This is a genomic window from Phycisphaeraceae bacterium (assembly GCA_020851465.1).
Lineage (GTDB): Bacteria > Planctomycetota > Phycisphaerae > Phycisphaerales > Phycisphaeraceae > JADZCR01.
The window spans coordinates 337971-349909 of sequence record JADZCR010000005.1 but is presented as its reverse complement, the minus strand read 5'-3'; the positions used below and the strand labels follow the sequence as shown (position 1 = coordinate 349909).

The following is an 11939-nucleotide window of genomic DNA, read 5'->3' as shown; positions in this document are numbered from 1 at the left end:
TGCCAGTGCGAAGAGCTGAGCATAATCCTGCAGCATACCGAGTCCGTAATGGGCCAACTCGCCAAACACGAGCTTGCCGCCGTTCTTCAGGTTTAGAGAGATGGCATATAGGTAGGGGATGGGGGCATCGGAAGGACCGGCCTCGGTCCCGGAATCGTCCATGTCAGGGTCAAGCGATCCTGACATCCGCAAGTCACAATCACGTCAAGTCTTAGCCGATTTTGCAGCCTGAAAACCCTGACAAAACTGCCATAAATTCCGCCATATCATGGCCTTCATATGCTGTCGGGGTCATTGATTACGCTCGTATTGTTCGGGACTGCTTCATACCACTTCCCTTCCTTCGGCAAATCACGAGCATTGCCGATTTCATCCGCTGATGTTCGTCGATCCGTGCCGATCCGTTTCGGTACTTGCTATGCCGGTTTCTGCATTGCGCCGCATGTCCGTCCGCGAAGGGTGAACCAGTGACGACGTGTGAATTGTCATATCGAAATGCCTTACCAAACAGAAATTGGATGTATGATGTTCGTCGCGACTGGCCTGCCGATCCGCAGGACGTTTTCGGCGAGACGATTGCAAACTTACACACTCCTCAGGAGCGAACCGATGACCGCAACTACTTCTCCTTCCAAGTCGTCAAACACTTTGGCGATCGACGGCGGCCCGAAAGCTGTCACCGGCTTTGAAGCCAAACCGGAGCCCAAGATCGGCGTGGAGGAATTTCTGGCGATCGCCAAACGATTCGGTTTTACGCCGGAAGCTCTCAAACGACTGGCGGCGACGGTCAGTGATGCCGACCTGCTGGGGCAAGGGCCGAACTTCGGCAAATACATCACGTCGTTCCCCTCGCCTTCATCAGGTTCGCAGTACGAAGCGGCGGCGAAGGAATTGTTTGGCTCACCCTTCGCGCTGGGTTTGAGTTCCGGTACGGGCGCTCTGCACGCGGCGATGGTCGCGGCAGGTGCTACTCGCGGCAAAGAAGTCATCGTGCCGGCTCTGGGATTCATGGCCACGGCCGCAGCAGCGGCGATCACCGGTGCGACTCCCGTGTTTTGCGATGTCGATGAATCGCTCCAGATGGATCCGAAGAAAATCGAAGAGTGCATCACCCCCAATACCGTCGCCGTCGCTCCCACCCACCACTGGAGCATGGTTGCTGATCTTGATCCGATCATGGACATCGCACGCCGAAAAGGACTCAAGGTAGTCGAAGATTGTGCGCAGTCCCCCGGAGCGAAATACAAGGGGAAATACGTGGGAACCATCGGTGACCTGGGATGCTTCAGCATCTCGGCTTACAAGATCATCGGCGGCGGCGAAGGCGGCCTGGTGCTGGCCAAGGATTCCAAACTCTTCGATCGCGTTAACCAGCTCGCTGAGTGCGGCGGGCTTTGGAGACCCGACCGTTTCGCTCCGCCTGTCTATGAAGGCGAACTGTTTGTCGGCACCAACTACCGCATGTCCGAGTTCGAAGCGACGGTGGACATCGTGCAACTGCATAAGCTCGGCGGCATCGTCAACCGATTCCGCACGAATTACGAGCGCATCACCAAACAACTGATATCCTGCACCGACATCACACCTCAATTGATTAACGACCGTGCGGGCCTCATCGGATATCGACTCCGATTCTACCCGCAGACGCATGAACTGCGCAAGCGCGTGACTTCGGCACTTCAGGCCGAAGGCGTGCCCGCCTATTCGTTGGGGCCCACGTCAAAGCCGGATTGGCACCTGTCGAGCGAGATGTTCCCGCTGGCCGCATCGCTCGCGCCGCACAGCCGACACGATCGCTGCCCGGTGGGTATGGACCTCTACCGCCGCGAGGTGGCGGTCAACATCGACCAGTGGTGGACGCAGCGGGACTGTGACATGATCGCTACGGCTATGAATAAGGTGTTCACCGCCTGCGCCACGCCGGGACGAGCGTCGCGGTCTTGGTGATCGAATCAACCGGAGTATCAACCGTGACCAACTGGAATTTTTTTGACGCGCGATGCAAAGTCGGGCTGCATTGCAAGCAAACCACCGACGATCTGAGTCCGTACAGCGTCGATCATCTGCTGGCGGACATGGATCATCACGGAGTCGCTGAGGCATTGGTGCTCGACTGCCTCAGCGTTGAAGCGACGCCGAAGGACGGCAATCCGCGCATCCTTGAGGTAGCAGCGCGGAGCCCCCGTCTGCATCCGGCGTGGGTTGCTTTACCGCCGGGCACTAACGAGATGCCCGCGCCGGATGAAATGATCCGCCAGATGCGTCAGCACCGAGTCGCGGCGGTGTACCTGTTACCCAATCAGTACTACCACCCGCTCACCGACTGGTGTGTCGATGACCTGCTGGGACCATTGGCGGAAGCCGGTGTTCCGCTGTTTATCTCGCCTGATGAGATCGGTCCCGGCTGGCTGGCGGCAGATCACTCGGACTGGCCTGCGGTGGTCGCCCTGTGCAAGCGATGGCCGACACTGCCGGTCATCGTCAGTGAGTTCCGCATTCGCCGCACTCAGCGCACGCTCTACCGTGCGATGGAAGCCTGCCCAAATCTGCATCTGGAACTGAGCTGCTACTGGCTGCATCACGGCATCGAGTACCTGACGAAACGCTTTGGCAGCGAACGGTTGCTGTTTGGGTCCAACTGGCCTCATCTGGGCCAGCCTGCCACACTCGCAACCGTAGCCTGCGCGGAGATCGACGACCAGGCCAAGCGTCAGATCGCCGGCGACAATCTCCGTCGTCTGATCCGCTGGTGCAAGCCTGAACATCCGAAAGTTGAGCCTAAGCCGCCTGTTGACGAGTTGGTCGCGTGGGGGCGCACAGGACACCGGCCCGAAAGCATCCATATCCACGATAACCACGGGCATCTGGGTGACAGCTCTGCGCACTATCACGTACCTGATGGACACGTTGATGACATGGTCCGCGAGATGGATCGGCTGGGCGTGGAGCAAGTTTGCGTCTTCAGTTTGTCGGGTGTTTTCTCTGACGAGATTTACGGCAACAATCAGGTGATCGCGGCCATCCGCCGCCACCCGACTCGTTTTGTCGGCTTCACCATGCTTAATCCGCATCGTGGTCCTGAAGCGATGCGCCGTGAATTGGAACGCTGCGCCGAACTGGGTATGCGCGGCGTCAAGCTGATTCCCTCCTACCAGGGCTACCCGGAAGAAGGGCCTAACATCGATGTCGCCTGCCAGTGGGCACACGAGCAGCGGCAAATCATCCTCAACCATTACTGGGGCGGCGCAGCACAGATGGAGCGACTCGTGCGCACCTATCCTGACGCCTGCTTTTTTACCGGTCACACAACGACGGCCTATGCCCAGGTCATGAAGAAATATGACAACCTCTATGTCTGCACCTGTCCGGTGCATCCGCCGCGATGTGTGGAAGAGGTTGTCGCGGCAATCGGTGCGGATCGATTCATGTTCGGCTCCGACTTGACGGACCTGCCCATTGCCTGGGGGCTGGGACCGATACTCTTTGCTCGCATCAGTGAAAAGGAAAAACGTCTGATCCTCGGCGGAAATCTCCGACGTGTGCTGGAACGCTACAGTCTCAATCCGAGCGGAGCCACAGCATGAGGATGATCGCGGGGCTGACCGCGAAGCATTGGGATCACCCCGCGGCTGAAGGGGCTGGCGAGCCAATCCTGCGTCTGGAGATTCCCGGATCGACAGAGTTCGCTCCTGACTGGGTGCTGCTGCAACCCGGCTCAAACTCAGATACCTGGGCGGTATTTCTCCACGGTCACGGATCGGGCGGAGATCAACTCTACACCCGTGAGGATATTCGCAGGCAATGGCTGCCGGCATTGCGACAAGCCGGTGTGGGTATTCTCTCGCCGAATCTGGGCGGCAACGCTTGGATGGGACCGTCGGCTGCCACCCAATTACATCAACTACTGAACTTTCTGCGACAGACCCACGGTGCGAGCAAGATCGTGCTCGTGGGCGGCTCAATGGGCGGCACCAGCGCGCTGATTTTTGCCTGTCTTTTTCCGCAAGAGGTTGCGGGAGTGCTGACCCTCTGCCCCGCAACGGATTTATCCAGCTATTGGCACTGGTGCCAGGCTCATGCCGACAAACTTCCCGTTTTAGAACAAATCCATCAAGCTATTACCGCTGCGTATGGCGGCACACCGGTAACCCATCCAGCCGTGTACCACGCGCACAGTGCTCTGGAAAATGCTGATCGCCTGACGATGCCCATTGCCATCTCGCATGGTGACGCCGATCAGATTATTCCCGTCGAGCAATCCCGCCGTCTGATCGGTCGCCTGCAGGCCCATCCCGCGCTGAGGTATCAGGAAATTCCGGGTGGCGGCCACGACGATCCGTTGATAACTTTCCCTGTCGCTCTCCAGTGGTTATTGCAATCGCTCCGCTGAATATTGGAATCAAGCAATGAAAATCAACCAGTCCTTTTGTTATCCCCTCTTCAAGACCGCGGAAATGAGTCTGGATGAGCTTTGCCGTCAAGGTGCTCGGATCGGATTTGCCGGCATCGAGTTGTGGTTTCGAGATGCCGATTTCGATGAACTTTGTGCCGCTGCCTCCGCCCACGGCCTGGCCGTGGCAAGCATGTGCGGTCACCAATCGCTCAAAGACGGACTCAACCGGCGCGATCAACATGACCGCATTGAAGCGGAACTGCGAGAATCAATTGCGGCGGCGGTAAGTCGAAAAATTCCCAACCTGATTTGTTTCAGCGGTAATCGCAACCCCGGTCAGTCTGAGGAAGAGGCACTTGAAACCTGTGCGGCTGGTCTGCGACGTGTTGCGCCGGAGGCGGAGCGGTGCGGCATCAATCTCAATGTCGAACTGCTCAACTCCAAGGTGGACCACAAGGGCTACCAATGCGATCACACCGCCTGGGGTGTGGAGATGTGCAATCGTGTGAAGAGTCCGCGAGTCAAACTTCTCTACGACATCTATCACATGCAGATCATGGAGGGCGACGTGATCCGCACGATCCGTCAGCACGCAGCCCACATCGGCCACTATCACACCGCAGGCAATCCGGGCCGCAATGACCTCGATCAGGATCAGGAGTTGAACTATCCCGCCATCTGCCGCGCGATCGCAGCCAGCGGATATACCGGGTTCGTCGCCCATGAGTTTACTCCCAAGGGTGATCGAATGGCTGCGCTTGCCGAAGCATTCAAGATCTGCTCGGTCACTGCATAAACCCTCGCCCGTGACTATTTAGCACAGCGGCTTGTCGCGGTGTGTTTCTCACCGTCGCGTCAGCGCTCGGTATTTAATTCGGTGCGGCTGATCAGCCTCCACCCCCATGCGACGTTTGCGGTCGGCCTCATAGGCGGTGAAATTGCCCTCAAACCATTTCACCTGCGAATCTCCCTCGAACGCCAGAATGTGTGTCGCCAATCGATCGAGAAACCAACGATCGTGCGAGATGATCACCGCGCAGCCGGCGAAGTTTTCCAGAGCATCTTCGAGAGCTCGCATGGTGTTGACATCCAGATCGTTTGTCGGCTCATCGAGCAAAAGCACATTCGCGCCTGCTTTGAGCATCCGCGCCAGGTGAACCCTGCCGCGCTGTCCACCTGAGAGCGTGCCGACGGTCTGCTGTTGATCCGAGCCGGTAAAGGAAAATCTCGCAGCATAAGCACGCGCGTTCATATCAATTTTGCCGAGCTTAAAAACCTCCTGTCCATCCGAGATCGCCGACCACACGGGCAGATCATCGCGCAGCACCTGACGCGATTGATCGACGTAAGCCAGCTTCACGGTCTCTGAGATGCGGATAGAGCCGGAGTCCGGCGTCTCACTGCCTGTGAGCATTCGGAAAAGTGTTGTCTTTCCCGCGCCGTTGGGGCCGATGATGCCGACGATGCCGTTGGGGGGAAGTGAAAACGTGAGATTTTCAAACAGCAGGCGATCGCCGAACGATTTGCTGACGCCCTGGGCGTCGATCACGAGTCGTCCCAGCGGCGGTCCGGGAGGAATGTAGATTTCCACTTCCGCAGCGCGGGACTCCTGCTGGTCCGCCACCATTTTTTCGTAGGAATCGAGCCGGGCCTTACTCTTGCTCTGGCGTGCCTGCGGGCTGCGGCGAACCCATTCCAGTTCGCGCTTGAGCGCTTTCTGGCGATTCGATTCCTGTTTCTCCTCGACAGCCAGCCTTGCGCTTTTCTGCTCCAGCCAGGAGGTGTAATTCCCTTTCCACGGAATGCCCTGACCGCGATCAAGCTCCAGAATCCAGCCCGCTACATTGTCGAGGAAATACCGATCGTGGGTGACCGCGATCACCGTGCCCGCGTATCGCTGGAGATGCTGCTCCAGCCATGCGACCGACTCTGCATCGAGGTGATTGGTAGGCTCATCGAGCAGGAGGATGTCGGGCTTTTCAATCAGCAGGCGACACAGTGCCACTCGGCGTCGTTCACCGCCTGACAGCGTTTTGATCTTCGTCTCACCTGACGGACAACGCAGCGCATCCATGGCATGCTCAAGCTGCGAGTCGAGCGTCCATGCGTCGATCTGGTCTATTTTTTCCTGCAACTCTCCCTGGCGATGGAGGAGCTTGTTCATTTTCTCGTCGGTCATCGACTCGCCAAGCTGGTCGGATACCTTGTTAAACTCCTCAATCAGGTCGAGTGTTTTCTGCGCACCTTGACGGACGACTTCCATCACGGTTGCGTCATCGTCGAGTTTCGGTTCCTGCGGCAGAAAACCAACCGTGAATCCCGGCGAAATCTGCACCTGCCCCTCGAAGTTTTTATCGAGGCCGGCGAGGATGCGCAACAACGAAGACTTCCCCGCGCCGTTCAGTCCCAGCACGCCGATCTTCGCGCCGTAGAAATAGGAAAGGTAGATGTCCTTGAGGACTTCTTTTTTTTCGTAACGCTTGGACACGCCGATCATCGAATAGATGATCCGTGTGGAGGTTTCGGGAGTATTGGCCATGGTCAATCAGCAGCTTTCGAGATAAGGCGAAAGCTGGATTATGCCCGATCAGTTCGGGATTTTCCCGCTGCCCTGCAACCGTCGCAGTGTTTCCTCGAGCAACTCGCCGCCGCCCGGAGCCAGCGGTGCGGGCCAGTGATATTCATAAAAGCTATCGAACTCATATCCGCCCTCCTTACTCATGCGCGAGACGGTCAGATAGAGTTGCGTACCGTTCGTGTAACCCAAGGGGAATGTGATTCCTCGATCATAAACCTTGAGAGTGATCAGTCCCAACTCGGCGACGGCTTCGCCTTCAAGTCCGATCAGCCGAACACCTTTGGCGATCTGTACGGCGTGCAGACCGACCGGCACCGATTGGGGCAGTTTTCCAAAGCGATCCAGCCGCGCAATCATCTCCGTCGCCCATGCGGTAGCGATTGGGGTCTTATATTTGCCGTTACCAGTCTGCTCGACCAACAAGTCTTCACGTGACGGCAATGGTGCCATCGGCCAATGCATCTCCTCGTAATGCCAGCGGATTTCCGGTTCCTGTCTGGTTAATCCGCCACGCGCCAACGCGATGATTTCATCGGCGATTTCTTTTCCAGCGGCTTCGACATCTTCCCACTTGCCGTGACGCCAACGTGTTTCACCGTCAGCGACCTGGCGCGGTTTGGTATCGCCGGCGGCACCCTGGAGGAAGATTGCGCCTTGAGTATTGAAATGTTCGTTGAGCAATCGCTGCGCGACGCCGGGGAAATCAGCGGAGTATTCCGGCTCATACCAAATCGACGGATGGCAGGAGACGGAAAACATCACGCTGACGACGGACCCGTTGCGCTCCTTCAATATCGTTACGGGCAACGCATCGCAGATCCGACCCGCAAAGTAAGGGCGCCACTGGATTTCGCCCTTTGCATCCAGGTGACGCCGACTGACAGGCACCTTCGTATGCGTCATGCCGGAGTGGATTTCCACCTCGCGCAAGTTACCGGCTGCATTCGTCGCGGCGTCAATCAACGCCCGCTCAACCTGTTCGATATACAGCGGGTCGGCTGGGCCGCCGTAAGCCCAGCGGGTAAGGCGCGGCCCCGCGTGGTTATGCGAAACATTCAGCATAATCTGCGACGGTGCCAATGAAAGCCGTCGGCCGATCGCTCCCTTGAACCGATCGATATCACTCCGCTCAAAGAACAACAGATCACAACCGATGATCAAAACATCTTTGCCCTCGTGTGTCAGATACAGCGCACGGACGTAAAGGTCGTCGTGCACGCTGACCGCTGGGATTTTGAGGCTTAGACCTTCTAACATGCCGCCCAGCGGCGGATTGACACAGACACGAGCAAATCCAGCTTTCATATGGTTTCCTTGGTTTATGGTTAATCCGGAAAATTAAAATTGACCTGTTTGGATGGGAAATACTCTCCCGACAAGATCAGACACGGTTTGGCAAAGTCGCTTCCTTCACACTCACTTGATCAAGCCCCAGACGCGGTAAAGGCGGCGAGCCGTAGGCGTTGTCATACACTCGTGTGTTGCCTTCTGTCATGACGACAATCCAATCCAGAGGCGACTCCAGATTGACGGTTTTGAGCGGCTGGCCGCATGCACCGGAAGCATCAACCGTCAATGCTTTTTCATGACGGAACCAGTTGTGGTGAACTTCCGCTGTCTTCTGCGGTACTCCGCGCACGCAGAGTGCCATCGAATGATGCTGAAACGTGTTGTGATGCACAAACACTTTTTCGCCGGCAATGTCCGTGCCGTCTTGTCGATCACTCCCTCCGTGGACATCGAACTGATGGTCCTGACGATAAGGCTTGCCGTCGAGTACGTTAGGCTCGCTGTCGGGAAGCACGACATTGTGGCAGGCTTCGTAGCCGGAGCCGGGTCTTCCGGCGGACGCGATATGGTGTTTGTTGTCGCGGAAGACATTGCGCTGAATTAATGCCTGGCCGTTTTGGATGGTAATTCCATAGCCAAGCCCCATCCGCCGGTTGTGGTGAATATAGTTGTGGTGGAAATGGTGGCCGACTCCACCCTGAGGCATGATGCCAGCACAACTCGCACCGCTGATATCACAATTGTCCACTTCAAGGTTGTCATGCTTCGAGGAAATGATGACGGAGTTCGGCAGCTTGTAATAGATTTGGTCACGAGTTTCGGTTTTGTTTGCATCGAGAGGTGCGACGAAAGCGCGATAGTGAAACGCCAGTCGTCGATGGGGGTCGGGACCACGGAGCCGCAAGCCGGTGATGCGAACATCGGGGCCGAGGGCTTCGATCATCGGTTTGGTTTGCAAGGCATCACTGTAAATCAATCCGCCGTTTGACCGCTGGTGGCCACGACTACTCGCCAGCGTCACTCCCGCAGGTACATGAATCGCAAACGATGGATCGAGATAGACGTACTCGGTGATGTCGAGTGCTGCATCACGATCGACGAATACCACATCACCCGATTTTGCCAGAGCGAGAGCTGCGACCAGTTCATCTACGGTCTTGACTGTGACGTTTCCGGAACTGATCGTGCGTTTGTAGCCACTGCCGCCACCGAGCGGGCCTGTCTCGTCCGGCTTGGCTCCATAAATCTCGCCATCCGCTTCGATCCACGTAGAACCGATCTGACAAGGAACCGCGCGACCGGGTCCGGCAAGACTGGCTGCACTACGCTCGGAGGCTAGCGGCTGGAGGGTGTCGATAAAATCCGCCACGTCAAACACAAGTCCGAATTCGACTGACACCCGCCAGAGACCGATCTCTTTGCACAACTCACGGCGGGCGGTTTCTTTGTTTTCGACTGCTGTCACTGCTTGGCGCAGGGCTGAACAGATGTACCCGCGTCGATTCATCTCCAGCATGCCGCCTTGTGACATGAGCAGGCACCAGTCAATGTTAAACCCTGCGTAAATCAGATGATTGACCCCTGCTTCCCGGCAGAGTGCATCGAGCTGATCACTGGTCGCAGCGATGCCTTCCTGGCCGACAGGCTGAGCCTCCGTCAAAAATCGCGAGTGAGGAGAAGCACGGTTGATGTCAGCTATATTGTGTTTGCCCGGAAAGGAGCGATCTCGCCGAAATGCGGCGATCGCATCTGCTGTCGCATCGCGCGATATACGACGTGTCCAGTTTTCGATCCAGCCTGTCAATGCCACCGCACGCTGGTAACCGGGAAGATGTTGATAGTAGTTACCCCCATCAACGACATGAATGAGAGGCAACCCAGCGCTGCGCACCGCAGTGAAAAGATCGGGCATCACCTGACGACAAACTTTGTATGTGCGAGGGATCTCTTCACAGGCGCGAAACCAGCCGGCATTCTCTGCTTGGGTTCCGCAATCGGTCGCGTGCATGAGAACCAGCGCGGTGTGTGCCGGCGATATCTCGACTTGATCTGACTTCCACCCGCCATAGGCTTCGGCAGGGATATCGCGCGTGTGGTCAGCGTCGAACTGTTCGTAGTAATGAGCCCGGATTTTCATGGAACGTCGTTTTCTGGTGTCATCTCAGGTGCGTGAGTTTTACCAGCACCTGAAGCCGGACATTTATACCGTAATTATGTTCATTTGTGGCGGAATGCGATCTCGATGAGCAAAAACTATTTTGGAACAGGAGAATGGACAAGAAGAGTAAGAATCGACAACCGCTGCTTAGGCACTGGCTGTGACGGCAAGATTTACATGCTGCCAGAAACGGCTGAGACTTTACAAAATCTCCAGTAACCCCTTGCTTGGAACGCACCTCAGTTTTTACGTTTTATCGCTTCCATATCACGACCACCTTGACTTTGATTTCAATAAAACATCTATGGTTTTATCTAGATTCACAAGATTGCCTTTATTACCAGCCATCATCCGAACCTGCATTAACAACACAAAATAATTTTTCATCTTCACATAATAAACCGGCATAGTGGAGTAAAAATATCCTCAATTTTGTATTTGATCGTAAAATTTACATATGTATCTATTATCAAAATTTTTGCGTCTGTTTTAAATAGGCCTATTCGGGGTGCTTATTAAATAAAATCGCACAAAATCCAGTTTTTAAATCTCTCGACTGCATAACTTGCTGCATCACGATTCGTGGGCTATATCTTTCGCCGGGAGAGAAGGCATCTGCCGCTCGGCAGATCTCATCCTTTCGGTATTTCTGACTTTTTCAGAATTGGAGAAAGAAAATGGGTTCCTGGAAACTGGGGGTTGCAATCGTTTTGTCGAGTCTGGGTCTGGGAAGCGTTGCCCAGGCGGTGCCGCTGAATCTGACCCAAGGCACACCGGACATCACATCCAGCTTTATCACCACAACCTACATCGCTGGCGGCGGATCTGGGAACTTTACCAGCTCAGGTTTTACCGCAGCGATCGACTTTGACGGCATCGCCCCGCCGGATGTGTCGTTTATCGGCGGCAGCTGGGACATCGTCGCGACGATCGACGCAGCGGGCAATGCCTCAGGCGGCACGCTCAATGTCACAGGTGATGACGGCTCCGGTATGCAGACCCTGTTGACCGGAACGCTTTCAGCGTTTGGATTCGGCAGCTCGACCGATCCGCTCGAATTTATTTTCGATGTCACCGGCGGGACACAGGCTGCCAACTTCGGCGCTCAGGCGGGTGTCATCCTCACGGCTGGCGCCAGCAGCAACTACGCTGGAGCTTTCGGCCAGAGCTTTTCAAACACGGGTATGGACGGAAGCAGTGATACCTTCGGCATCCCCGGTAACCCCGTTCCTGAACCGCTGACCGCCACCATGGGTGCGATCGCTTTGGCAGGTGCTGGTTTGGCGGCAGTTCGTCGTCGTTCTTGCTGAGAGATGGTTTGAACATATCGATCGGCTGTGGTCCACGAATGACTCAGCCGTTCAATCGGAATCCAAAATGACCTGAGGCCTTCTGACGGAGGCCTCAGGTCTTTGCCGAGATTGCTCGTTCATCGGCAGTAGTTGCCTCATGTCGTAACTGCCGCGGACAACAGCCGGGTCTGAATAACGGGACAACCGGCACAACCGGGTATTGGAAAT

The 11939-nt window shown here is 56.2% G+C and carries 8 protein-coding genes; 5 read left to right on the top strand and 3 right to left on the bottom strand.

What is annotated here, in order from left to right; all coding sequences use genetic code 11:
• The first annotated feature begins 609 nt into the window (after positions 1–609).
• From IT444_06470 to IT444_06455, 4 genes are read left to right on the top strand one after another with little or no spacing between them, the layout of a single operon-like run.
• A complete protein-coding gene (locus tag IT444_06470; GenBank protein ID MCC7192413.1) occupies positions 610–1947 on the top strand; it encodes an aminotransferase class V-fold PLP-dependent enzyme in 1338 nt (445 codons plus the stop codon).
• Positions 1948–1970: 23 nt separating this feature from the next.
• Positions 1971–3584, top strand: a complete 1614-nt coding sequence (locus tag IT444_06465; GenBank protein ID MCC7192412.1) for an amidohydrolase family protein — start codon at positions 1971–1973, stop codon at positions 3582–3584.
• The gene (locus IT444_06460; GenBank protein MCC7192411.1) at positions 3581–4390 is read left to right on the top strand and encodes an alpha/beta fold hydrolase; all 810 of its coding nucleotides are present in this window, start codon (positions 3581–3583) and stop codon (positions 4388–4390) included. The genes IT444_06465 and IT444_06460 overlap by 4 nt, the downstream gene beginning before the upstream one ends.
• Positions 4391–4406: 16 nt before the next feature.
• Positions 4407–5189 carry a TIM barrel protein gene (locus IT444_06455; GenBank protein ID MCC7192410.1) on the top strand — a complete coding sequence of 261 codons (783 nt, stop codon included), beginning with the start codon at positions 4407–4409 and terminating at the stop codon, positions 5187–5189.
• A 48-nt stretch (positions 5190–5237) separates the two neighbouring features.
• Here IT444_06455 and ettA read toward each other — a convergent pair whose 3' ends face one another.
• From ettA to IT444_06440, 3 genes are all read right to left on the bottom strand, one after another.
• Positions 5238–6932: an energy-dependent translational throttle protein EttA gene (ettA, locus tag IT444_06450; protein MCC7192409.1), complete on the bottom strand. Its 1695-nt coding sequence runs from the start codon at positions 6930–6932 to the stop codon at positions 5238–5240.
• Between the two features lie 48 nt (positions 6933–6980).
• Positions 6981–8276 carry a hypothetical protein gene (locus tag IT444_06445; protein MCC7192408.1) on the bottom strand — a complete coding sequence of 432 codons (1296 nt, stop codon included), beginning with the start codon at positions 8274–8276 and terminating at the stop codon, positions 6981–6983.
• Positions 8277–8352: 76 nt separating this feature from the next.
• Positions 8353–10398: a hypothetical protein gene (locus IT444_06440; protein ID MCC7192407.1), complete on the bottom strand. Its 2046-nt coding sequence runs from the start codon at positions 10396–10398 to the stop codon at positions 8353–8355.
• Between the two features lie 698 nt (positions 10399–11096).
• Between IT444_06440 and IT444_06435 the strand changes: the two genes are divergently transcribed.
• Positions 11097–11729 (top strand): hypothetical protein, encoded by a 633-nt coding sequence (locus IT444_06435; GenBank protein ID MCC7192406.1) that lies wholly within the window; start codon positions 11097–11099, stop codon positions 11727–11729.
• Positions 11730–11939: the final 210 nt, after the last annotated feature.

Bases quoted from the DNA above. Each gene is read 5' to 3' on its own strand.
- IT444_06445 (MCC7192408.1), bottom strand. From the start codon at position 8,276: ATGAAAGCTGGATTTGCTCGTGTCTGTGTCAATCCGCCGCTGGGCGGC.
- IT444_06470 (MCC7192413.1), top strand. From the start codon at position 610: ATGACCGCAACTACTTCTCCTTCCAAGTCGTCAAACACTTTGGCGATC.
- IT444_06460 (MCC7192411.1), top strand. From the start codon at position 3,581: ATGAGGATGATCGCGGGGCTGACCGCGAAGCATTGGGATCACCCCGCG.
- IT444_06455 (MCC7192410.1), top strand. From the start codon at position 4,407: ATGAAAATCAACCAGTCCTTTTGTTATCCCCTCTTCAAGACCGCGGAA.
- ettA (MCC7192409.1), bottom strand. From the start codon at position 6,932: ATGGCCAATACTCCCGAAACCTCCACACGGATCATCTATTCGATGATC.
- IT444_06440 (MCC7192407.1), bottom strand. From the start codon at position 10,398: ATGAAAATCCGGGCTCATTACTACGAACAGTTCGACGCTGACCACACG.
- IT444_06435 (MCC7192406.1), top strand. From the start codon at position 11,097: ATGGGTTCCTGGAAACTGGGGGTTGCAATCGTTTTGTCGAGTCTGGGT.